The sequence below is a fragment of the Micromonospora sp. NPDC005553 genome (assembly GCF_042871765.1).
Lineage (GTDB): Bacteria > Actinomycetota > Actinomycetes > Mycobacteriales > Micromonosporaceae > Micromonospora.
Window position 1 is genome coordinate 377613 of record NZ_JBIAJD010000004.1, and the last position, 22948, is coordinate 400560.

Sequence of the window (22948 nt, forward strand, 5' to 3'; positions counted from 1 at the left end):
CCACCCCACCGCCCGCACCCCACCCCACCGCCCGCACCCCACCCCACCCCACCCCGTCGATCATGGAGTTGTGGTGCCTCACAAAGCGGGCACCGGGGGTCTTACCGACCACCACAAGTCCATGATCGACACAGCCGGGCCGGGCCGGGCCGGGCCGCGTACGGGTGCGGTGGGGTTGGGGGTTAGATCTGGTTCCAGCTCAGGGGGGTGCCGCGGGGGACGTCGGTGGTGAAGGTGCGGCCCAGGACCCGGTCGATCTCCACGGGGGCCAGTCCACCGGCCGGCCGGATCGAGCGGACGTTGTGCGCGGTCACCGGATCACCGGCCCGGACATCCTCGACCACGAAGAGCGACCGGCGGAACCGGAGCCCCTCCCGCTCTGCGGGGGTCGGTCCGATCGCGGTGCCACCCAACGCCTCGAACGCGCGGCCGGACTCGGCGACCAGGGCCGTGAGCTCCGCCGGGTTCAGGGAGAAGTCCGAGTCCACACCGCCGTCGGCCCGGTCCAGCGTCACGTGCTTCTCGATGAAGCAGGCACCGAGCGCCACCGAGGCGACCGCCACTCCGATGCCGGGGGTGTGGTCGGAGAGCCCGACCGGCACGTCGAACGCGCCGGCCAGAACCGGCAATCGGCGCAGGTTGCTGTCGGCCGGCGGGGCCGGGTAGGACGCGGTGCAGGCCAGCAGGACGATGCCCGCCGCGCCGCCGGCCCGGGCGGTGCGCACGGCGGCGTCGATCTCGGCGACCGTCGCCATTCCGGTGGAGATCACCATCGGTTTGCCGGTGCTGGCCACCAGCCGGATCAGCGGCAGGTCGACAAGCTCCGACGAGGCGATCTTGTACGCGGGCGCGTCCAGCGACTCCAACAGCTCCACGGCGGTCGCGTCGAACGGCGACGAGAAGACGGTCAGGCCACGCTCGCGGGCCCTTTCGAAGATCGGGGCGTGCCACTCGTACGGGGTGTGCGCGCGTTCGTAGAGGCGGTACAGGTTCTCCCCGCCCCACAGCTCGTGCCCGCTGGAGATTCGAAAGGCCGGGGTGTCGACGTCGATGGTGATGGTGTCCGGCCGGTACGTCTGGAGCTTGAGCGCGTGCGCCCCACTCGCTGCCACCGCGTCGACGATGGCCAGCGCCCGGTTCAGATCGCCGTTGTGGTTGCCGGACATCTCGGCGACCACGAACGGTCGCTCCCCGGCACCGACCGCGTGCGGTCCGATCTTGATTGTCGCTGTCATTCCGACCTCTGCTCAGGTACGCCCGCACCGGGGTGCGGTGGTGCTGTCGTCGTCCACCCGGCGGGTGGACGACCTGGAAAATCAGGGCGCCGGGAGCAACCCCGGCTCCCGGCGTGCTCAGCGGTGGGGGCGATCACGGCAGCCGGCCGCCGGCCAGCGCGTCGCGCCGCTCCGGCGTGAGCCCACCGTCGCGCGTCGACCCCGCGCTCGCCCCTCGCCCCGGGTTCTCGTCGGCGGCGAGCGAACCGCCCTCGGCGCCGCCCACCGGGCCGGATCGACGCAGGCGACAAGCGACCCGGTGGGCCTGGCGCAGCGCCGAGTACGCCACCCAGTCACCCCGCCCGACGAGGCGGTGCTTGAGCCCGTTCGCGCCCGGGGGCAGCGGATAGCCGCCGGTGGGCAGGTAGCGACGGTAGTGCGCGGCGGCCCGGTGGAAGAAGCCGCGCCGCAGGTGTGGGTGCAGCCGGCCATCGTTGCCCACCACCACCAGGTAGTGGCTGATCATCAGCTCGAACAGCTCGGCCTGCAACCGCTCGTCCGGGTGCTTCCGGGCGACCCAGTCCATCAGTCGCTCGTACTGGGCGAAGGCGTCGAAGTGCCGGCCGCTGCGGGTGGAGGTGATCGCGCCCTGGCGGCCCTGGCGGTACAGGTAGCAGACCCGGTCCAGCACGGAGATCTTCTCGGCCCCGATCAGCAGGGGGTGGCTGAACGGGATGTCCTCGTACCAGCCGGGGAAGAACCGCAGCTCCAGCTCGTCCATGAAGTCCCGGCGGACCACCTTGTTCCAGGCGGTGTGCTGCACCCGCAGCAGTTGCGGCTGGTCGGCCAACCGGGTCACGCCGGTGATCCCGCGCAGCATCGGGCTGCTCGCGTCGACCTCCCGTCGGCCGTCCTCGTGCACCCGCAGGTGGTCGAGCATCAGCACGTCGGGCTGGTGCTGGCGCAGCCGGTCCAGCACCGCGGCGATCGTGCCCGGTGGCAACCAGTCGTCGCTGTCGACGAACCAGACGTACCGGCCGTTGGCCACGTCGAGCCCGGCGTTGCGGGCCAGCCCCAGACCCACGTTGCTGCTCAGGTGCACGACGCGCACGCCGTCGCGGCTGACCGCGTACGAGCGGAGCATGTCGCCGCAGCCGTCCGGGGAGGCGTCGTCGACGGCGATCAGCTCGACCGCGTCCGACTCGCTCGCCGGGATGTCGGCCCGAATCGACTCGAGGCACTGGTACAGGTACGCCTCGACGCCGTACACGGGCACGACGATGCTCAGCAGCGGTGCGTGCGTCGGCTCATTGACCACGTCCGCCACCTTCGACGACCCGGGTGGCCGGCCCCGGAACCCGACGTTGCCGCCGATGGTGGACTCTCTGAACTCCCGCCCAGCGGGAGGTTAACGCCGAGCCGGTGGGCGGTTTCCGGCCCGGGGAGCGCGGGCTCGTGGGGCGGGTGGGATGCGTCCGGTTCACCCGGGAGTGACCCGGTAGGGTGCCTCGGTGCGGCCCTGCCGGGTCGTCGTGGGCGTCGCCGTCGCGCCGTCCGACGCCGCGCCGAGGAGGCTACGACAGTGCTGGTGACCCTGCCGAGCGCCGGGATCCCGGCATGACGAGCGTCGCCGCGACGTCGGCCGCCCGGCCCGCACCGGCCCCGCCCCGGCTGCCCTCGCTGACCGGGCTGCGGTGGATCGCCGCTCTGCTGGTCTTCGGCTTCCACGCCGGCACCATGCGGATCATCGCCGAGCCGGACTACAAGGCAGTCATCGACGCGCTGTTCACCCTCGGTCTCTCCGGGGTGCAGTTCTTCTTCATCCTCAGCGGTTTCGTGCTGGTCTGGTCGGCCCGCGAGGGCGACTCGCGGCGTACGTTCTGGCGGCGACGGATCGCCAAGATCTACCCGAACCACCTGGTGCTGTTCGTGGCGACGCTGGTGGTCGCCTGGTGGTTCGCCGACCCGGTCCTGCCGGCGGCGGCGTTGGAGAACCTGCTGCTGTTGCAGGCGTGGGATCCCCGGCCGGGCTGGTTCTACAGCATCAACACCGTCAGCTGGTCGCTGTCCTGCGAGTTCTTCTTCTACCTCTGCCTGCCGCTGGCGCTGCCGCTGCTGCGCCGGGCCCGGCCGAAGCTGCTCTGGGCGCTGATCGTCGCGCTGCCCCTGCTGATCCTCGCGCTCTGGCCGGCGCAGGAGTTGGTGCCGGAGGTGAGCCGTTGGTGGTTCACCCAGATCTTCCCGCCGGTGCGGTCGCTGGAGTTCTGGTTGGGCGCGGTGGCGGCCGAGTTGATGCGCCGGGGGCTCTGGCGCGGTCCCAGACTGACAGTGGCCAGCGGAATCTTCCTGGTCACCTGGGTGGTGGCCGCGCAGTGGATCCGCGCCGAGCTGTGGACCACGCTGCTCGCGGTCGCGTACCTGTTGGTCATCACCGCTGCCGCGGACGCGGACGTGCGGGGTCGGCGCTCGCCGTGGCGCTCCCGGCCGTTGGTCTGGCTCGGTGAGGTCTCGTTCGCCTTCTACCTGGTACACGTGCTGGTGATGACGAGCGTGCTGCGTTGGAGCGGAACCTGGGGGATCGGCTTCGGAGGCTGGCGTGGCCCGGCCGTGGTGCTCGGTTTCCTGGCGGTGAACCTGATCCTCGCCGGGTTGCTGCACCGCTTCGTCGAAACTCCGATGATGCGCCGGCTCGCGCCGCGCCGCGCGGCCCGTCCAGCGCCCGTCCCGCGACAACGCCCGGCCGGCGACGACGACGCGCGAGACCCCGGAAGCATCGCCCGCGGCGAGGTCGACGGACCCGCCGACGAGGCCGGTCAGGCTGGCGGTCGATCAACCTACGTCGACCTGCGCTGACGGCGTCCACCCTGGTCAAAGGGGGTCGGCGCGGCGTGATCCGACACGCCCGTGGTCGATGCGCACGGGTTGGCGCGACGGTAGCGTGGGGACGTGCTTCCGGTCGCGTTCACCTGTCCGCTGTGGTGGGTGGCGCGCTGGGCGACTCGGGTGCTGACCAGCCTCGCCGTCGTCGCGGCCCTGGCGCTCGGCGCAGGCCCGGCCACGGCCGCCACGTCGACGCCTGGCACGGGGCCCACGTCGAGCGTGGTGCCGACCACTGTCGCCGGCTCGCTGGCGGCCTCCTGCCGACACGCCGCGCCAACGGAGTCAACCGTCATCTACGCCGGCCGTGCGTCGGGCGACGATGGTGCCGACGCCACCGGCTCGGGGGCACACGGCGCGGCCCGTCCGGCCGCAGCGAAGGCCACCGAGGAGTCGGTCCCGACCTGGTCGGTCGACGCGCCGGTGGCGCTCCCCGGCGATCAGGGCACCATCGCGGCCGGCGTGCTGCCGGCCAGGGCGGCCGAATCTGACCGGCTGCCCCTCGTCGCCAGTGCGAGCGGTCGGGCTTCCCGGGCCCCACCCGGGCGCTGAGCCACCGGGACGACCGTCCCGCCGCCGCGCCCTGTCGACCCACCCGCTCCCTGACCCGCCGACCCGTGGCCCGCCGTGGCCCGCTGGTCGGCGCGGCTTTCCATCGCACTGCTCTCTCCCCGAGGTGCCGACCATGGAGACCGTCGTCTTCTACCAGTTCGTGACCGAGGTGCCGCGGGCCGCCGCCATCTGGTCGACGCTGTTCCTGCTGACGCTGGGCCTGCTCACCGTGCTGGCCGCCCGCCCCGAACGGGCCCGGCCGACCGGCGATCCGGTCCCGGCCGGGCTCACCGCTCAGGAGCTGGCCGACGCCGAGGCCGTCGACAGGCGCCGCTACGCCGAGGAGGTGGCCGTTGCCGCGGCCCGCGCGGCCACCACCGCCCAGCGGCGGCGTGCCGCCTGGCTGGCCGCTCAGGAACAGCTGGAGCAGGCCTGGATCGGGTACGACGAGGCGGACGCCGCCGCGCGTCGCTTCGCTGGCGCGGGGGCACTGCCCACCCCGCAGACCCCACACACCCCCGCCGAGTACGCCGCCCGGGAACGCTATCTGCACCGGGCGGCGATGGCGGCGTACTGGCGGGGCGACCTGACCATGGCGCAGCTCGGCGACGTGTTCGGGCACCGGCGCGGTTGGGATCCCCGGCGACACCCGGTCGAGCAGGAGGTGCTGATCAGCCGGGTGATCCGGGATGCGCGGTCGACCGACTACCAGGTGGCCGCCGACCGTGAGCGGGTCGCCTGGCGCGACGCGGAGTTGGCCGCCGAGTCGGCTCGTGCCCTCGCCGAGGAGGCGTACGCGGCGGCGGCCCGGCTCCGCCCGAGCGTGGTCCCCGCGCGCCGCACGGTCGCCGGGGCGTTGCGTCCCGCCGTCGTGGCACTGTGGCGCCCGGCCCGGGTGGGTTGAGCCCAATCCGTTATGTGAGGCCGGTCACCCAATCGGGAAATCGGACGTCCGACGCGATCGACGGGATTGTTCCCGCGATTGTGGCCGCGTTCTTTACGGCCTGTCCGGTTGTCGCCCCTAGGCGTCGCCGTAACTGGTTGTCCCATCGAGTCACATCGTCGGCATTACGCGCAGAAATTGTGGCGCCAATTGGGGTTTACGCAGGTGAACCTGGCTTGGCAGGGCGTTGAGACGCCAGTAGTGTCGTCCCGTCCGGTGCGGTAACCGATCGCAAGACGCGACGCCGCATCGACCCGCTTAATCGTGATCTACGAACCGGGGACCCACCAGTAAGTCCGGGGTGAATCCGCGAGCCACGGCCCGCGGTAGGGCGTCTTCCCGCCCGAATCCGTCAGCTAACCCGGTAGGCGGTGTCGGAAGGAGTCCCATCCTCGTGCAGCACCTTTCCACCCCTCGGTTGTTCCCTCGCCTCCACGGCGCGGCGGTGCACCCGCTCAATCGTCGCGTGACGGTGAGCTGACCCCCCGGGTCATCGCCTTTCCCGCCCGGCCGATCCGGGCGTTCCCCTGAGCGGTTCACACCCGCGGACCACGGTCCGCGCGCTGGCGCCTGCCCGGATACCGGTCCGGCCCCGGTGTGCCGCTCTCCCCCCGATCCGTGGAGGACCCCGTGAAGCACACCCTGCAGCGTCAGCTCCGTCGCCTCGCCACCGAGCGCCCGTACCAGATCGTCGCCGCCTCCGCCGCAGCCCTCGCTATCGCCACCACCACCGGCGCCCTGCTCACCACTGCTGACGACGCCCCGGCCGGCCAGCGCACCGCGACCACCGTCGCCGAGATGCGCAGCGACGTCGCCGCCTCCCGCAGTGAGGCCCGGGACGCGTCCCCCTCTGCCAGCGCCGCGCCGACCACGGCCGCCCCGGCCACCAGCGCCGCGTCGCCCGCCGCCAAGGCCAAGAGCAACCCCGACCTCACCCGTAAGCCGACGCCGCCGAAGCCTCCCGCGACGAAGGTGCTCGACTACGACTACGAGGCGCAGAACACCTACTACAACTGCGGCCCGGCGGCCACCCGGAACGCGCTCAGCGCCGCGGGCATCGACCGCACCCAGGAGGAGCTCGGCGCCGAACTGGGCACCACCGAGATGGGCACCAACTCGGCCGAGGACACCACCCGGGTGCTCAACGCCGAGGTGAAGGGCTCCCCGTACCGGACCCGGATGTTCCCCGGCACGCCCAGCCCGGCCCAGATGGACCGGCTCCAGGCTGACGTGGTGAAGGCCGTCACCGACGGCCGGGGCGTGGTGGCCAACGTCGTCGGGGACGCCGTCGACACCGACGGCGGGTGGCACTCCTACGGCGGTGGGCACTACATCGCCGTGGTGGGCTACAAGGACAACGGTCGCACCGTGCGGATCGCCGACTCGGCGAACCCGGCCGACCCGTCGTACTGGATCACCACGATCGACCTGGCCAACTGGATCACCAGCCGGGGCTACTCCGCCTGACCCGGGCACCCTGACCGCCGCGGGCGCCGTCTCCCACAAGGAGCCGGCGTCCGCGGCGTTTGTCCGCCCGGCCCGCCATCGACGGCCCTCGTACCCGACCCTGAACCGTGGGAGACTGCGGCCGTGGTGGATGAAACGGGTGGTCACACCGGCCGCGGGCCGGTCCTGCTGCTGCTGCACGGGATGGGAACGACCGGGGACGTGTGGTTGCCCTGGGCCCCGTACCTTGAGCAGCACTGGCCCGGACGGTGGCTGGCACCGGACCTCGCCGGCCACGGCTGGGCGTCGCCGCTGCCGTCGTACTCCTTCGCGGGCTTCGCTCAGCAGATCGCGCGGGCCCTCGTCCCCGACGACCGGCTGGTCGTGCTCGGGCACTCGCTGGGTGGGGTGGTCGGCCTGGCGCTGGCCGCCCGCGACGCCGGAACGCCGGTGGATGCCGTGGTCGGGCTGGGCATCAAGGCACTCTGGTCACCCGCCGAGCTGAGCCGCGCCGCCGAGCTCGCCGCCCGACCGGTGAGCTGGTTCGCCACCCGCACCGAGGCGGCTCGCCGCTACCTGCGGGTCGCCGGGCTCACCGGTCTGGTCCCGCCGGACCACCCGGTGGTGGAAGCCGGGCTGCGCCAGGTCGACGGCCGGTGGCGCCTCGCCATGGACCCCGCGGCCTTCGCCGTCGGCGAGCCCGATCTGGCCGCGCTGCTGGCGGCGACCGACGTGCCGGTGGTGCTGGCGCGCGGGGAGAGCGACCCGATGGTCACCGACGAACAGCTCAAGGAGTACGGCGTACCGGTCGCCACGCTGCCCGGTCTCGGACACAACGCGCACGTGGAGGACCCGGCGGCGGTACTGGCGCTGCTGGATCCTTACCGCTGAGCGGCTATGCCGGTGCGGTCGCGGTGAGCGCCTCGGCCGGTGCCAGCTCCCGGCGGGCGGCGGCCAGGAACGCCTCGGCGTACGACTCGGCCGGGAAGTCACCCAGGTAGCGGCGGCGGGTGGCCCAGCGGGCCTCGGCCAGCGGGTCGGTGTCCAGCAGGGCGGTCAGCACGTCGTCCACGTTGGACATGTCCCGACGCAGCACGTATCCCGACCCGGCCAGCGGGAACCGCTCCACGAACCGGTCGCCCTCGTCGCCCATGTCGGTGACCGCGTACGGCTTGCCGGAGTAGAGGAAGTCCGAGATCACTCCGGACACGTCGGAGACCAGCGCGTCGGCGGAGTTGACGCACTCGGTCAGGCTCAGCTCCCGAGCCGCCGCGCCGACCACGTGCTGGCGGCCGGTGCGGGCCCGGTCGGCGACGAGCAGCTCGGTCAGGCGGCCCAGTTGCCGGGCCGAGGCCGGGTTCTGCGTGGTGTACGGGTGGGCTCGCAGGATCACCGTCGCGCCGCGTTCCAACAGTCGGCGCAGCAGGCTTTCGGCCACCGGTAGCGAGCAGTAGTCGGCGTCGGCGTGGTGCCCGGTCCAGGTCGGCGTGTAGAGCACCGTCGGGTGCGCCGATCCTCTTGCGGGCTCCGGGCGTACCTCGATCGACTCGACCTGTGGACGACCCACCACCACGAACTTGTCGGCCGGGATCTGCACTCCGGCGCGGGCGTACCTGTCGATCGCCGCCTGCCCGGCTACGAAGATCCGGTCGAAGATCCCCGACACCGGGTTGGCGCTCGGCGCCTTGTCGCTGTCGCCGTGGTGCAGCTGGATGTGGGTGAGCTGGGTGAAGCGGACGCAGTGGCTGTTCTTCGCACCGTGGTTGACGTAGAACGCCGCCCGCAGGCTCGGCACCAACGCCTGGTCCATCGCCCCGAGGGTGGGGCAGTAGACCACCGGCGCGTCGGTGGCGGCCGCGATCGGGGCCAGGAACTCCGGCTCACGCAGCACGACCAGGAACGGTCGGCCGATCCGTTCCAGGTACGGCAGCCACATGGTGACCTGGTATTCCGAGCCCGGAGGCGCGGAGAAGTAGAGCAGGAACTCCGGCTGGTGCCGGCGCAGCGCGGCGGCCACCGACCCGCCACCGGCGCGTGGCCTGAACCGTCGCCGGGCCAGGTCCAGCGCGACCGCACCGGCGCCCGCTCCGACCAGCAGGCTGGCGGCCAGTGCCACACCGGCCGGCAGGGCGAGCGCGGCGGCGAGCGCCAGGGCGGCGAGCAGCCCGAGCAGGGCCGTGCCGAGCCGATCGGCGATCAGCGGCGTCCAGGCGCGTACCGGCAGGTTGGCCGTCCGGATCTCCAGACCGCCGGCGGTGCGCAGCGGCCCCACCAGCAGCACCAGACCCAGCAGTACCAGCCCGGTGGCGACCAGCGCGAGGTCGAGCCCGTCGTCCAGCCGCCGGGAGTAACCGACCAGGATCGCCGCGGCGATCAACGCCGTCTCCGCCACCAGGTCGGCGCCGGGCCGGATCCGCTGCTCGGCGGCCGAGGCGGCCAGCGCGGCGACTGCCAACGCCAGCCCCCAGCCGGTGGCGCCGGTCAAAGCCAGCACGACGAAGGCCAGCACGGCCAACCCGGTGGTCAGGCACCGGGCGGCCAGCTTTCGGACCAGGTCGCCGCGCATGTCGCTCCGTTCGTGGTTCCGCAGCCGTCGGCGTCAGTTGGCGGACGTCGCGCCGGCCGGTGCCTCGACCCGACCCGGCCCGGACTGCGCCGGCACGCTCGGCGTGGGCCCGTCACCGGGTGCCCGGCGTACGTCGATCACCTGACCGGTCAGGTCGGAGATCAGCACGTCCAGCGACGACTGGGCGACGGCCTCAGCGGCGAGCAGGGTGTGCTCCGGCTCCTCGCCGAAGGCCCGCGTCCGCATCGGGGTGGCGGTGCGCTCCGGGTTGATGCAGTTGACGCGGACGCCCACGTCGGCCCACTCGTCGGCGAGCGCCTGGGTGAGGTTGACCAGGGCGGCCTTGGTGGCCGAGTAGAGCGCGTAGCGGGCCCGGCCTCGGGTGTAGGAGCTGGAGGTGTAGAGCAGCAACTGGCCCTTGGTCTGCTGGAGGTACGGGAGGGCCTGGCGCGCGATGGTCACCGGGCCGACGAAGTTGACCTGGAGCAGCCGGTCCATGGTCTCCTCGTCCATCTCGGCGAGGGCGCCCTTCTCCAGGATGCCGGCGGTGACCACCACGTGGTCGATCCGGCCGGTGGCCTGGAAGGCGGTCGTCAGCGCGGCCTCGACGTCCTCGGCCCGCTCCACGTGGGTGCCCGTGCTGGAACGGCTGAACGGGAAGACCTGGGCGCCATAGCGGCGGGCCAGCTCGGTCAACTCGTGACCGATGCCGTAACTGCCGCCGAACACCACGATGGTCCGGCCGGTCAGCTCCTCGCTGTAGCTGCGGTGGTCGGTCAGCCGGGGGGCCTGCGCGGCGGCGAGCTGGAAGAGCTTGTCCGCCAGGTGCACGTCGACCGGGTGGGTGACCTTGATGTTCTCGTCCGAACCGTCGATCACCTTGATCGGGGTGCCGGGAAGGTAGCGCAGCACCACGCCGCAGTCGTCGGTGGCGGCGAATTCCCTGTCGTCCTCGGCGAGCTGGTACGCCGCCCGGATCGTGGGGGAGCGGAACGCCTGCGGGGTCTGACCACGGCGCAGCCGGGAGCGCACCGGGATGTCGGTGATGCAGTCGTTCTCGTCGACCTGGATGATCGTGTCTGCGGAGGGGATGGCCACGTCCACGGCGTCGTAGCTCCAGAGCGCGTTGACGCACTCGCGCACGATCCGGCCGCTGAGCAGCGGGCGTACCGCGTCGTGGAAGAGGATGTTGCAGTCTTCCGGGCCGACCGCGTCCAGGGCGATCCGGGTGGTGGCGTTGCGGGTGTCACCGCCCTCGATCACCTTGGTGACCTTGCGCAGGCCGGCCTTCTCAACGATCTGCTGGGCGTCCTCGACGTGGCCGGTGGCCATCAGCACGATGATCTCGTCGATCTCCGGTGCCGCCTCGAAGACCGTCAGGGTGTGCTCGATGATCGGCTTACCGGCGATCTTCAGCAGCTGCTTCGGGATGCCGAGGCCCAGCCGGGTCCCGGTGCCGCCGGCCAGAACCACCGCCACTGTCCGCGAGGGCCGCCACGGCGTCGGGGTTCCCGCTTCGGCGTCCGGGCCAGGGGTCTGGTCCTGCGTCATTGCCGGATCCTCACTCTCAGGGATGCGTTAAGGGAAGGTTCCGCCCGAGCGGCGACGGAATGAACCTTAACGCGCGGACCGCGTCGCCCCAACGCGGGCGACGCGGTCCTCAGGTGCCGTGTCGATGCCGGACGTTCGCCGGAACTCTACTTGCTGTTCGCGTACGCCTCGTACGCCCGGATGACCTCGTCGGTGGGGCCGTCCATCCGGATGACACCCGATTCCAGCCAGATCGTCCGTTCGCAGGTGTCCCGGACGGAGGAGAGCTGGTGGCTGACCAGGAACACCGTCCCTGCGCCCTCCCGCAGCTCCCGCACCCGCTGCTCGCTGCGCCTGCGGAAGCCCTTGTCGCCGGTGGCGAGCGCCTCGTCGATGAGCAGCACGTCGTGCTTCTTGGCGGCGGCGATGGAGAACCGCAGCCGGGCCGCCATGCCCGACGAGTACGTCCGCATCGGCAGGCTGGCGAAGTCACCCCGCTCGTTGATCCCGGAGAAGTCGATGATCCCCGCGGCCTGCTTGGCCACGTCGTCGGGGTGCATGCCCATGGCCAGGCACCCGAGGACGACGTTGCGCTCCCCGGAGAGGTCGTTGAGCAGGGCGGCGTTGACGCCCAGCAGCGACGGTTGCCCCTGGGTGTGGATGGCGCCCCGGTTCACCGGCAGCAGGCCGGCGATGGCCCGCAGGATGGTGGACTTGCCGGAGCCGTTGCTGCCGATCAGCCCGATCGCCTCACCCCGGTACGCGGTGAACGAGATGCCCTTGACCGCGTGCACCTCCCGGACGTTCGGCGCGTGGGTGCGCTTGACCAGCCGGCGCAGCGCGGCAACCGGCGTGGTGCCACCGGCGGCGCCCTGGTGCACCCGGTAGATGATGTGCGCGTCGTCCACGACCACTGTCGGGATGCGCTCCTGGGTCCGGGTCATCGTCGCGCTCGCCTCGATGGGGGCGTCGAAGTGCTCAACCACGGCCGTACTCCTGTTCGCCGCGCCAGAAGTAGATGAAACCGCCGATGCCGGCCACCAGCGCCCAACCGGCGCCGACCAGCCAGAGCTGGGTCAGCGACTCGTTGAGCAGCGGTGCCTCCTCGAGCAGCGCGTAGCGCGCCAGCTCGATGTAGACGAGCAGCGGGTTGTACTGCACGAGGGTCGTCGCCCAGCCGGGCAGCCGGTCGAAGAGGGTGACGCTGTAGAGGACGCCGGAGCCGTACATCCAGGTCCGCATGATGAACGGCATGACCTGCTTCAGGTCGCTCGACTTGGAGCCCAGCCGGGCCACCAGCAGCACGACGCCGGCGTTGAACACCGCCTGCAGCAGCAGGGCCGGCACCAGCAGCAACCATTCCCAGGTGAGCGGTTCGCCGGTGGCGAGCACGATGCCGACCAGGACCACCATCGAGGCCAGCAGTTGCTGGAACTGGGTGATCGTCGTGGACAGCGGCAGGCTCGCCCGGGGGAAGTGCAGCGCCCGGATCAGCCCCAGGTTGCTGCTGATCGACTGGGTGCCGGCCAGGACCGCGCTCTGGGTGAAGTTGAAGATGAACAACCCGGTGGTCAGGTAGGCGATGAAGTTCGGGATGCTGTTCTGTGCGAGCACCACCCCGAAGATCAGGTAGTAGACCGCCGCGTTGGTCAGCGGGGTGAGCACCTGCCAGAGCTGACCCAGCTTGGCGTTGCTGTACGAGGCGACGAGCTTGGCATTGGCGTACGCGGCGATGAAGTGCCGGTAGGCCCAGAGTCGGCGGCTGTACTCGACGAGGCTGGGACGCTCACCGGCGACCCGTAGCCCGTGCCGAGCGGCCAGCTGCGCCTGGGTCAGGCCCGTGTCGGGGTCGACCAGCGCGGTGGTGGCCATGGAAATGGCGCTCCGATCTTTCGTGCAGACGGGGGTTGCTCGCGACGATCGAATCCTAGTGGGAAATTTGCGCGGGGCGCCGCCTCGTCGCTGCGTGGACAGTAGTCCGAAACACGTCGGGACGCAACCGTACCGTCGTTGCGCTACGCTGTCCGGCGTGACCTGCGATAAGAGCCCTCGATGACCACCGAGAAGAGGCGGGCGCCGGCCGGCGCGGCGGTGCTGCGCGACGAGATCACCACGGCGATCCGGCGGGCGCTGATGCAGGAGCTCGCCGCGGTCGGCTACGGCCGGCTCTCCATCGAGGCGGTGGCCCGGCGGGCCGGCGTCAGCAAGACGGCAATCTACCGACGGTGGAGCTCGAAGCTCGACCTGGTGCTGGAGGTCGTCGCCGCCGCGGCGCGTGGCAAGCTCCCCGCGCTCGACACCGGCACGCTGCGCGGTGACCTCGCGCTGCTGTTCCAGGCGGTGGCGCACGCGCTGCGCCACCCACTGGCGTCGCAGATCATTCCGGATCTCCTGGCGGAGGCCGCCCGCAACCCCAGCATCGACGCGACCCTGCGTCAGGTGCTGCACGCCCGGCAGCAGGAGATCGGCGGTCAGCTGGTCACCCGTGCCGTGCAGCGTGGCGAGTTGCCCGCCGACACCGAGTTGGACGCCGCGATCGACCTCATCGTCGGGCCGCTCTACTGGCGGCTCGCCATCGCCCGTCTCCCGCTCACCGACGACTACCTCGACAACCTCGTCGAATCCGTGGCGGCCGGGCTCGGCGCCGACAGCGTGCTGCCCCGTCCCCGAGCGGCCCCGATGGCGGGTTGACCGCCCTCCGACACCCGGTCGCCGGCAGCACCGGTCTCCCTGCCCGATTCCGCTACGCTGCCCCCTTGACACCCGGCCGTCACCGTGCCGATGCCCCTCATCCGCCTGACGAGTAAGGACGCCCGTGGCCAACGTCGACAGCATCGCCGTAGCGCCCGCCGAACCGGATCCGACGCCGCGGCCCGGGCAGGCATCCCGGCCCGCCGACGCCCAAGGCGGGCTGTCCCGGGTACGCGCGCTGGTGGCCGTCGCCCCGGCGGTGCTCACCGACGGCGCGGTGATCGCGTTCGCGCTCTTCACCGTGCTCTATCACCTGGCTTTCCTGGGTGACCTGCGTCCGTCGGTCACCTTCCGGATCTGGCTGGTGGCCTGTGTGGTGCTCGCGGTCGTGGCCGTGCTGCGCGCCCGCCGCCGTGCCCCGGCCGGCAGCACCGCGGCCGACAGCGCGCCGGCGGCACAGGAAGAGCCCGTCAGCCCGCGGCCCCCCGCCGACCGTCGCCTGCTCGTCGGTGTGCTGGTCGCCGCCGCCGTGGCCGCCGTCTCCGCCGGTCTGGCCAACACCAGCGTCAACGTGTCCTGGTGGATCCCGGCCGTGTCCGGCCTGCTCGCGGCCGTCGGCGGGCTGCTGCTGGTGCGCCAGGCCTGGCTGAGCGGCCCGACGCCCACCCCGGCCGCCCCGGCACCCACCCCGGCGCAGTCGGCGTACGCGCTGGTCGTCTCGGTCCTGGTCGGCATCTCGTCGTTCTTCTTGGCTCGCAACACCCCGGACGACGTCTACTACGTCGGCAAGTCGGTGTGGATCGCCGAGCGTGACCTGATCCCGCTCAACGACTTCCTGTTCTCCGAGAACGTGCTGCCGTCGATGGGCTCGCAGCCGCCCATCCCGTCGATCGAGGTGTTCGACGGCGCGTTCGCCAACGTCTTCGGCATCCACGCCAGCTCGGCTCTCTGGTTCGTCCTGCTGCCGATCATGGCGGTGCTCGCGGTGCTGGCGCTGTGGCGGCTGACGCACCGGTGGGCCCCGCGCCGTCCGGTGCTCGCCTTCACCGTGGCGATCGCGTACCTCTACCTCGTCGCGGGCGGGGACGCCGCACTGGGCACGTTCCACCTTCCCCGGCTGCACGAGGGCAAGGGCATGTTCGTCTCGGCGGTCATCCCGCTGATGTGGCTCTACCTGACCGAGTGGTTCGACAACCGGTCGCGGCGCAGCCTCCTGCTCATCGTGGCGCTCTCGATCACCGCGATCGGGCTCACCAACACCGCGGCGATCATCCTGCCGATGCTGGTCGGCGCCGCCGGGTTCGCCATGCTGCTGGTCGGCCGGTGGAAGGCGGCCGTGATCGCGGCGGTCGCCGCCCTCGCGTACCCGATCGGCTCGCTGGTGGTCTCCCGCCTGGTGCTCGGCGGGATGAGCGCGACCGGCGCGGACGACGCCTTCTTCGACGCGGCGTACACCTACCGGCGAACCCTGCTGTTCGGCGTGGTCGGGGTCATCAGCGGTCTGGCGCTGTGGTGCGGCGCGTTGCTCGCCCGTCGACGTACGCCGGCCCTGCTCGCCGCCGGCGCCGCCCTCGCGCTGAGCGTGTTGTTCGTGCCCGGCGTGCTGGAGTTGCTGAGCGCGTTGAGCGGCATCTCGGTGGTGCTCTGGCGCGTGCCGTGGCTGCTCGCCCTGCCGACGCTGATCGGTCTGCTCTGCACCGTGCGCGTGCCGGCACCGACTCCGGCGCTGCGCCGGGCGGCGTCCGGGGGGATCGCGGTGCTGCTGGTCGCCTCGTTCGCGTTGTTCGCCACCCCGATGTGGTCGCCGAAGAGTTGGGTCGACGTGCACGACCGCCCCACCTGGAAGCTTCCGCAGCAGCGTCAGGCGATCGCATTCTGGATCAAGGGCCTGGACCGTCCGCAGGGCCTGCTGCTCGCCCCGAAGACGATCATGCGCACCACGCCGATCGTCACCAGCGAGGTCCGGGTTGTCCTGCCCCGTGACTTCTACCTCGTCGAGTACGACCTCAACTCCCAGTTCGCGAAGGACCGACTGCTGCTCGCCGGCTTCGCGGACGGCGCCGAGAGCCCGACGCCGGCCGAGTTGACGCCGGCACTGGACCGCCTCGACGTGGGCACCATCTGCGTCTACAACGGCAACCGGTACGCCCGCGAAACCGCGCCGCAGCTGGGCTACCAGGAGTTCGCCAAGCGCAAGGCGCCCGGTGCGATGACCTGCTTCCGGCGGATCGGCTGAGCGCTTCACCCGCGCCGAGCGCCCGACCCCGTGAGGGGATCGGGCGCGTCCCGGTGCGGAACTTTGCCCGAAATGGTGCCGGATACCCGAGCGACACCGAGCTGTCCCCTCGCGTTAAGGTCGCAGTCACACGCAGCCGGCCGCGACTGAGCCGCTGCGCGACGGGGGAGTGACGTCGGTCCATCACGGGCACCGCCCGCAACGAAATCTCGTAGGGAGCGAACTCGTTTGTTCGGCACGTTGACAGCACGCCTCGGGGTGGCCGCCCAGAGTGCGCTACTGGTACTGGCCTACCTGGTCATGCTCGTCGGTGGCGTATTCGGTTGGATCGGCCTGTTCGCCATCGCCGGGTTGGCCGCCATCATCGGCGAGTTCGCCGTCGCCCGCTGGTCACCGCCGTCGCAACTGCTGCTGGAGAAGGTGGGCCTGCACTGGTCGTACCGGCAGCTGACCCGCGACCTCGCCGCCGTGTTGCTGGTCGTCGCCGAGGTGCGGCTCAGCGGCGGCGAGCTGACCCTCCTGCTGGTGCTGCCGGCCGCGGTGTGGGTCGTGTCGGTCTTCGCGGGCGCGCTCTCCACCATGATCGAGCGGCGTAACCCGCTCTCCGCCATGGTGCGCAACATCGAGCTGGGTCCACTGTCCAGCGCCCCCCAGCCGCCCGCCTGGGCGGCGGCGGTCGCCGGTGACCGGATGCCTTTGCTCAACCTGCTGCTGGTGCCGGCCGGCGTGGCCGCCGCGGTGCAGCACGATCCCACGCCGTTCTTCGTGGCCGGCGCGGTGGCGGTCGTGGCGACGGGTCTGGTGGGCGCCATCATCGCGCTGACCTGGCTGCGCGGTCGGGGCAGCGGGCAGGGTCCGTTGCTGCCGGCGGTCCAGCGCTGGATGGACAACTACAAGCCGGAGGTGGCGCTCTACTTCGCCGGCCCCGCCAAGGACGTGTACCAGGCGAACATGTGGCTCGCCCCGACCGAGGCGCTCCAGCAGCGCGCGGTGGTGCTGATGCGCAGCCGGGAAGCGTTCCTCGAGCTGGCCGACACCCGGCTGCCGGTGATCTGCGTACCGGCCGGCGTCGACTTCATGAACCTCGACCTCGGCGGCGTCCGCGCGGCGCTCTACGCCGCCAACGTCGGCGCGAACATCCACATGCTCCGCGAGCCGGGTACGAAGCACGTCTTCGTCGGGCACGGCGACAGCGACAAGCAGGCCAGCGTCAACCCCTACAGCAAGGTGTACGACGAGGTCTGGGTCGCCGGCCTGGCCGGCCGGGAGCGCTACGCGCGGGCCGGCGTGGGGGTGCTCGACTCGGACATCGTCGAGATCGGCCGGCCGCAGCTCGCCGGGGTGCACACCTTCGGCGCCGAGTCGGTGGACCGGCCGTTCACAGTGCTCTACGCGCCCACCTGGGAGGGGTGGCTCGACGACGACCCGTACCACACCTCACTGGTGCTGATGGGTGAGCGGATCGTCAAGGGGCTGCTCGCCACGAACCCCCGGGTGCGCCTGATCTACAAGCCGCACCCGCTCACCGGGTCGCGGTCCAAGGCGGCGAAGGCCGTGCACGAGCGGATCGTCACGGCGATCCGCACGGCCGGCGGCAACCCGGACGCGTCCTCCCTGGACGGCACCGAACACCTCGTGGTCACCGGCCGCACGCCGGCGTTGTTCGACTGCTTCAACCAGACCGACCTGCTGATCAGCGACGTGTCCAGTGTGGTGTCCGACTTCGTGCAGAGCCAGCGGCCGTACGTGGTGGCCAACCCGGCCGGCCTGTCCGAGGACGACTTCCGCCGTGAGTACCCGACGGCGCGGGCCGCGTACCTGCTCTCCAAGGACTGCGGCGAGCTGGAGAAGATCGTGTCGGTCACCCGGGCCGGTGACGACCCGATGACCGAGGCCCGCCGGGAGCTGAAGACCTACCTGCTCGGCCCGGCCGAGGCGAACCCGATGGACCGCTTCCAGCAGGAGATCGAGCGGCTCTGCCGCTGAGCCCCGCCGCTACGGCATCGCGCCCGGCCCGACACTGTCGGGTCGGGCGCGTCCGTGTCAGCCGGTGGGACGGCCACCGGGTCGGCCGCGTCCGTGTCGGCCGGTGGGGCGGGCCACCGGGTCAGCCCAGCAGGGCGGCCACCGCGTCGGCGACCGGAACGTCCGCCGGCAACGCCCGCGCCGCCACCACCGCCGCGACCGGCAGCGGGCCGTACACGTGTGGGAAGAGCTGCCCGCCGCGCGACGGCTCCCACCGCAGCGCGTCGCCCAGTCGCTCCTCCTCGACGCTGAGCATTGTCAACCCGGTCGCCCCGGTGAAGTATCGTCGCGCCGTCTCGACCACCTGCTCGGCGCCGGAGAGATGAATGAACCCGTCCTGCCGGTCCACCGCGGAGCCGGTGAAGGCGCCGGCGGCGAGGGCGTCGTCCCACTCGGCGCTCGACAGCAGTTTGTAGATCACCACAGCAGCGTACGGGGCGGCGGTCGGCGCGCCCGCCCGGTTTTCGCCGGTACCGCCGCGCCCGTCGCCTCCCGCCGGGCATGCTCAGGTCAAGGGCCGCGGAGGGATGGGCGATGCAGAGCTACGACGACGACTGGACCGACAGCCAGCGCGCGCTGTACGACGAGTGCTACCGGGCCGGCGGTGAGTGGGCCGAGGACCCGGACACCCCGTCCGAGGACGTGCAGTACGTGATCAACCTGGCGGAGGCGGACGACGACGCCTTCCAGGACGCCGAGATCGACTACCCGCCCCTGGTCGACGCGGTCACCCAGGCCGGCGGGGTCAGCGTCACCAGCGTGCCGGCCAGCCACGAGGATCCGGGTTTCCGCGGCTTCACCGACGGCGTCCGGGACGCCACCGCCGACGACACCTTCGGCCTGTAGCGGCCGGTGGCCCGCCCGGCGCGGGTGGGCGGCCTCCCGGTTCGCGCGCACTTCTGCCACCATTCGCAGAACAGCGCTGCGAGGGACGGGGGCACGGGTGCGGATCCTGCTGGTGGAGGACGACCGCCGGGTGGCCGCCGCGCTGTCGTCCGCCCTCACCCGCCGGGGATACGAGGTCGAGCACGCCGCCACCGTCGCCGCCGCGCTCTCCGCCGCCCCCTGTGACCTGGTGCTGCTCGACCTGACCCTGCCCGACGGGGACGGCACGGACCTGTGCCGGGAGCTGCGTCGGCGCAGCAGCCAGCTGGGCATCATCGCGGTGACCGCCCGGGGCGAGGAACGTGACCGGGTGCTGGGTCTGCGCCTGGGCGCTGACGACTACGTGGTCAAGCCGTTCTCGATGGTGGAGTTGCAGGCCCGGATCGAGGCGGTGTTGCGCCGCGCCGCGAACGCCGCCCCCGAGCGGCACCTCATCGAGGCTGGACCGGTCCGCATCGACGTGGCCGCGCGGACGGTGACCGTCGACGGGCGTGCCGTCACGTTGACCCGCAAGGAGTTCGACGTGCTGCTCTCGCTGGCCCGCCAGCCCGGGGTGGCGGTGCCGCGCGATCGGATCCTGCTCGACGCCTGGGGCACCACCTGGGCCGACCGGCACACCGTCGAGGTGCATGTCGGGTCGCTGCGCGGCAAGCTCGGCGACGCCCGCCTGGTGGAGACCGTACGCGGCGTCGGCTACCGGCTGCGCGACTCGTGAGGAGCTGACGTGCGCCGTCGTCTGGTGATCAGCTATCTGCTGCTGATGGTCCTCGTCCTCATCGCGTTGGAGACACCACTGGCCGCCACCATGGCCAGCCGCGAGACCGAACGGGTCCGCGCCGACCGGCTCGCCGACGCGACCCGGTTCGCCTCGCTGGCCGGACCGGCGTTGCGTGATGGCGGGCCCGGCCCGATCGAGTCGGAGCTGACCAGCTACGACGACCTGTACGCGATCAGCGCCGCGATCGTCGACCGGGACCGGAACATCCCGGTCTCGTCGCCGGGTTGGCAGGCCAGCCCGGGGACCGCGACCGTGCTGGACGTCGCCCTGTCCGGGCAGCAGACCAGCGCCCCCGAGTCGGTCTGGCCCTGGACGACCGACCCCGTGGTGGTGGCCGTGCCGATCAACGACGGCGGTGAGGTGCTCGGGGCGGTGGTGATCGTGACCCCGGCCGGTTCGATCCGCCGAGCCGTCGTCTCGTGGTGGCTGCTGCTCGCCCTGGCCGGTCTGCTCGCCGTGCTCGCCTGCGTGCTCACCGCGTTCGGGCTGGCCGGTTGGGTGCTGCGCCCGGTCACCGAACTGGACGCGGTCACCCACGAGATCGCCGAGGGCGACCGGGGCGCCCGGGTGCAGCACCGGCTGGGCCCGCCGGAGCTGCGCCGCCTCGCGGCCAGCTTCAACCACATGGCCGACGTGGTCTCCGACGTGATGGACCGGCAGCGTGCCTTCGTCGCCCACGCCAGCCACCAGCTGCGCAACCCGCTCACCGCACTGAGGCTGCGGGTGGAGGAGTTGGGGCCCAGTCTCACCGACCCCGACGGTCGGTCCGAGCACCGGCTGGCCCTGGAGGAGACCGACCGCCTCGCGCTGGTGCTCGACGCGTTGCTGACCCTCGCTCGGGCCGAACGGGAGGAGAACGAGCGCGTCACGGTGGACGCCGCCGCGGTGGCCGCCTCCCGGGTGGCCGCGTGGGCGCCGCTGGCCCGGCACCGGTCGGTCGCGTTGCGGCTGGCCACTACCGACGCCCCGGCGTACGCGCAGACCGTGCCGACCGCCGTAGACCAGGCGCTGGACGCCCTCATCGACAACGCGGTGAAGTTCAGCGGGGCGGGCGGGGCGGTGACGGTGACGGTGGCCCGTCGCGACGGCGGGGTGGCGCTGGAGGTCCGCGACTCCGGCCCCGGCATGACCGAGAGTCAGCTCGGCCAGGCGACCGAGCGGTTCTGGCGGGCCCCGGACGCGCAGAATGTGGACGGCGCGGGGCTCGGTCTGACCATCGCCGCCGTCCTGGTGGACGCCTCGGACGGGCGGCTCACCATGCGCCCGGGGGAGTCGCGGGGGCTGATCGCCGCCCTGTGGTTCCCGACGCCGGCCCTTCCGGTGGAGCCGGCGGTGGAGGAGTCGGCCGCCGACCTGCGACCCTCGCCGGCGCGCTGAGGCGCGGCCGTCACGGTTTGGTGGCGCGGTACCAGGATGCGGCGCCGGGGTGCAGCGACAGCGGCGCGGTGACGATCGCCGAGCGGGGGCTCATCCGTCCCGCCGCCGGATGGGCGGCGGCCAGCTCGGCCCGGCGTTCCATCAGCAGCCGGGTCACCTCACGGACCAACGGCTCCGGCAGGTCGGCCCGGACGATCAGGTAGTTCGGGTCGGCCACGGTGGTCACCGCATCCACCCCGTACACCGAGCGGGGGATGTCCCGGGAGACGTAGACCTGGCCGTACCGTGAGCGCAGCGGCTCGGTCCACTCGCTGAGGTCCACGATCCGGATGGCGCTGGCCTCGGCCAACTCCTCGATTCCCCGGACCGGCAACCCACCGGAGAAGAAGAACGCGTCGATCCGCCCGGAGCGCAGCGCCGCCACCGAGTCGTCCAGTCCGAGCCGTTCCCGGCGCACCTCGTCACCACCGAGGCGGGCCACCTCCAGCAGCCGGGTCGCGGTGATCTCCGTGCCCGAGCCGGCCGCGCCGACGGAGACTCGCCGACCGCGCAGGTCGGCGACGGTGCGGACCGGGCCGCCGCTCGTGGTGACCAGGTGCAGTTGGTCGTCGTACACCCGGGCGACGGCGTCGACAGCGGGGCTTCCCGCCGTGCTGGTGGGCAGCACATCGGCCTGGGTGAAGCCCAGCTCGGCCCCGCCGGAGCCGACGAGTTGGACGTTCTCCGCCGAGGCGGCGGTGATCACCACGCTGGCCCGTACGTCGGGGAGTTCCCGGTTGAGGATGGCTGCCAGGGACCGCCCGAACGCGTAGTAGACAGCGGTGGGGCTGCCGGTGGCGATCCGGATCGACGTCGGCTCGGGCGGGGCGTCCCGGCAGCTGGCGATGGCCAGGTTCGCGATCAGCAGCACCGTCGACAGGGCGGCCAAACCGGCGCGGCGGGACGAGGTACGACTCACGCGGTGCACTGTGCGCCGTCGGGCGGGTGCGCGCAAGCCCGGGTTGGCGATGCGCCGGCCGGTCGGACCCGATCAGCAGGCCGCGCGACCTGCCGGCGCCACGCCCACGCCCCGTGTCGACGCCGGGGTCATCCCGCGCGCCGTCGCCGTCCCGGGTTCCGCCATCGGGCCGCGCGCCGGCTCCAACGCCGCGCTGCGCAGGATCCGCTGCCGGTCCGGGCCGTCGGCCACGCTGACCAGGAAGCAACCGGTGCCGGGCCGGAGCCGGGCCGGTACGTCGAGCACGGCCGCTCCCCGGATCAGCACCGCGGCCAGCTCCCGGTCGGTGAGCCGGACACCGAGGATGTGCCGTCGGACGTGCCGCCCGGCGGCCAGCAACGCCGAGCGCCAGGCTGCCTCCGCCAGGCGGGTCACCAACCGTCGGCGGGCCGGTGAGGCGCCGGGCAGCGGCCCGCCGAGCAGCTCGCGTCGCCCCTGCCACCAGCCCGCGTCCAACATCCGGGTGTACGCGCCCTGGTGCTCCCGGGGCACCCACAGCCGGTGCAGCTCGTAGCGGCGACGCAGGCCGCCGACGGCCACCTCGTGGGTGACCGGGATGTCCAGCCGGTTGAGCAGTTGCCGCATCCGCTGCGCGGCGTCCTCCCGGTTGAACTCCACCCCGGCGGTGTGCTCGGCCCGGACCGCGCTGGGCCGGGCGGCGGTCGGTGGTGGTGTGCAGCGCAGCAGACAAGCAGCCTCGAACGCGTCGCCCAGGGTCAGCCAGCCCAACGGGGATGGGGTGGTCGGGGTGTGCGGCCGGTCGAGCAGGGCGGGTTCGTGGGTCAACGAAGGCTCCCTTGTCGGAGTCTGGGTTGCCCTACCGTGGCCCCT

At 72.3% G+C, this 22948-nt stretch carries 20 protein-coding genes and 1 riboswitch; of the genes, 11 read left to right on the forward strand and 9 right to left on the reverse strand.

Translation table 11 applies throughout. The features are described from left to right. Positions 1-182 precede the first annotated feature (182 nt). On the reverse strand, positions 183-1235 hold the full coding sequence (pseI, locus tag ACFYPG_RS18890) for a pseudaminic acid synthase (protein WP_357233773.1): 1053 nt from the start codon (positions 1233-1235) through the stop codon (positions 183-185). Between the two features lie 133 nt (positions 1236-1368). Next, positions 1369-2532 (reverse strand): glycosyltransferase family 2 protein, encoded by a 1164-nt coding sequence (locus tag ACFYPG_RS18895; RefSeq protein ID WP_387353099.1) that lies wholly within the window; start codon positions 2530-2532, stop codon positions 1369-1371. A gap of 299 nt (positions 2533-2831) precedes the next feature. Here ACFYPG_RS18895 and ACFYPG_RS18900 point away from each other — a divergent pair, with 299 nt between their 5' ends. The 5 genes from ACFYPG_RS18900 to ACFYPG_RS18920 all read left to right on the forward strand — a co-directional run bounded on the left by ACFYPG_RS18900 (position 2832) and on the right by ACFYPG_RS18920 (position 7923). Beyond that, complete coding sequence (locus ACFYPG_RS18900; RefSeq protein ID WP_387353101.1) at positions 2832-4067, forward strand: acyltransferase family protein; 1236 nt, start codon at positions 2832-2834, stop codon at positions 4065-4067. A 93-nt stretch (positions 4068-4160) separates the two neighbouring features. After that, positions 4161-4643: a hypothetical protein gene (locus tag ACFYPG_RS18905; RefSeq protein ID WP_387353102.1), complete on the forward strand. Its 483-nt coding sequence runs from the start codon at positions 4161-4163 to the stop codon at positions 4641-4643. A 133-nt stretch (positions 4644-4776) separates the two neighbouring features. Beyond that, positions 4777-5547, forward strand: a complete 771-nt coding sequence (locus ACFYPG_RS18910; protein WP_387353104.1) for a hypothetical protein — start codon at positions 4777-4779, stop codon at positions 5545-5547. A 284-nt stretch (positions 5548-5831) separates the two neighbouring features. Next, positions 5832-5972, forward strand: a riboswitch (cyclic di-AMP (ydaO/yuaA leader). 232 nt (positions 5973-6204) lie between these two features. After that, positions 6205-7053 carry a C39 family peptidase gene (locus tag ACFYPG_RS18915; protein WP_355007105.1) on the forward strand — a complete coding sequence of 283 codons (849 nt, stop codon included), beginning with the start codon at positions 6205-6207 and terminating at the stop codon, positions 7051-7053. Positions 7054-7176: 123 nt separating this feature from the next. Further along, the gene (locus ACFYPG_RS18920) at positions 7177-7923 is read left to right on the forward strand and encodes an alpha/beta fold hydrolase (RefSeq protein WP_355007106.1); all 747 of its coding nucleotides are present in this window, start codon (positions 7177-7179) and stop codon (positions 7921-7923) included. Between the two features lie 4 nt (positions 7924-7927). Here the strand turns inward: ACFYPG_RS18920 and ACFYPG_RS18925 are convergent, their stop codons facing one another. From ACFYPG_RS18925 to ACFYPG_RS18940, 4 genes are all read right to left on the reverse strand, one after another. Beyond that, positions 7928-9598: a CDP-glycerol glycerophosphotransferase family protein gene (locus tag ACFYPG_RS18925; protein WP_387353106.1), complete on the reverse strand. Its 1671-nt coding sequence runs from the start codon at positions 9596-9598 to the stop codon at positions 7928-7930. Positions 9599-9631: 33 nt separating this feature from the next. Continuing rightward, positions 9632-11149 (reverse strand): D-ribitol-5-phosphate cytidylyltransferase, encoded by a 1518-nt coding sequence (locus ACFYPG_RS18930; protein WP_387353108.1) that lies wholly within the window; start codon positions 11147-11149, stop codon positions 9632-9634. A gap of 146 nt (positions 11150-11295) precedes the next feature. Further along, entirely contained in the window at positions 11296-12072 is a 777-nt protein-coding gene (locus tag ACFYPG_RS18935) for an ABC transporter ATP-binding protein (protein WP_112585647.1), read from the reverse strand. 34 nt (positions 12073-12106) lie between these two features. Beyond that, positions 12107-13000: an ABC transporter permease gene (locus ACFYPG_RS18940; RefSeq protein ID WP_355007110.1), complete on the reverse strand. Its 894-nt coding sequence runs from the start codon at positions 12998-13000 to the stop codon at positions 12107-12109. Between the two features lie 180 nt (positions 13001-13180). Between ACFYPG_RS18940 and ACFYPG_RS18945 the strand changes: the two genes are divergently transcribed. The 3 genes from ACFYPG_RS18945 (at position 13181) to ACFYPG_RS18955 (ending at position 18041) form a co-directional block, all read left to right on the forward strand. Next, on the forward strand, positions 13181-13819 hold the full coding sequence (locus ACFYPG_RS18945; RefSeq protein ID WP_355007111.1) for a TetR/AcrR family transcriptional regulator: 639 nt from the start codon (positions 13181-13183) through the stop codon (positions 13817-13819). Positions 13820-13943: 124 nt separating this feature from the next. Beyond that, on the forward strand, positions 13944-16055 hold the full coding sequence (locus tag ACFYPG_RS18950; protein WP_387353110.1) for a DUF6077 domain-containing protein: 2112 nt from the start codon (positions 13944-13946) through the stop codon (positions 16053-16055). A gap of 228 nt (positions 16056-16283) precedes the next feature. Continuing rightward, the gene (locus tag ACFYPG_RS18955; protein ID WP_387353111.1) at positions 16284-18041 is read left to right on the forward strand and encodes a CDP-glycerol glycerophosphotransferase family protein; all 1758 of its coding nucleotides are present in this window, start codon (positions 16284-16286) and stop codon (positions 18039-18041) included. A 121-nt stretch (positions 18042-18162) separates the two neighbouring features. On the opposite strand, the gene ACFYPG_RS18960 is transcribed toward ACFYPG_RS18955, so the two are convergent. Continuing rightward, positions 18163-18501 carry a DUF952 domain-containing protein gene (locus ACFYPG_RS18960; protein WP_357200336.1) on the reverse strand — a complete coding sequence of 113 codons (339 nt, stop codon included), beginning with the start codon at positions 18499-18501 and terminating at the stop codon, positions 18163-18165. Positions 18502-18614: 113 nt separating this feature from the next. On the opposite strand from ACFYPG_RS18960, the gene ACFYPG_RS18965 reads away from it, so the two are divergent. The 3 genes from ACFYPG_RS18965 (at position 18615) to ACFYPG_RS18975 (ending at position 21120) form a co-directional block, all read left to right on the forward strand. Continuing rightward, entirely contained in the window at positions 18615-18926 is a 312-nt protein-coding gene (locus tag ACFYPG_RS18965) for a hypothetical protein (protein WP_355007115.1), read from the forward strand. A gap of 97 nt (positions 18927-19023) precedes the next feature. After that, positions 19024-19680 carry a response regulator transcription factor gene (locus tag ACFYPG_RS18970; RefSeq protein WP_355007116.1) on the forward strand — a complete coding sequence of 219 codons (657 nt, stop codon included), beginning with the start codon at positions 19024-19026 and terminating at the stop codon, positions 19678-19680. A 9-nt stretch (positions 19681-19689) separates the two neighbouring features. Next, positions 19690-21120: an ATP-binding protein gene (locus ACFYPG_RS18975; RefSeq protein ID WP_387353114.1), complete on the forward strand. Its 1431-nt coding sequence runs from the start codon at positions 19690-19692 to the stop codon at positions 21118-21120. A gap of 10 nt (positions 21121-21130) precedes the next feature. On the opposite strand, the gene ACFYPG_RS18980 is transcribed toward ACFYPG_RS18975, so the two are convergent. Next, the gene (locus ACFYPG_RS18980; protein WP_387353441.1) at positions 21131-22030 is read right to left on the reverse strand and encodes a TAXI family TRAP transporter solute-binding subunit; all 900 of its coding nucleotides are present in this window, start codon (positions 22028-22030) and stop codon (positions 21131-21133) included. Between the two features lie 120 nt (positions 22031-22150). After that, positions 22151-22903 carry a hypothetical protein gene (locus tag ACFYPG_RS18985; protein WP_387353116.1) on the reverse strand — a complete coding sequence of 251 codons (753 nt, stop codon included), beginning with the start codon at positions 22901-22903 and terminating at the stop codon, positions 22151-22153. Positions 22904-22948: the final 45 nt, after the last annotated feature.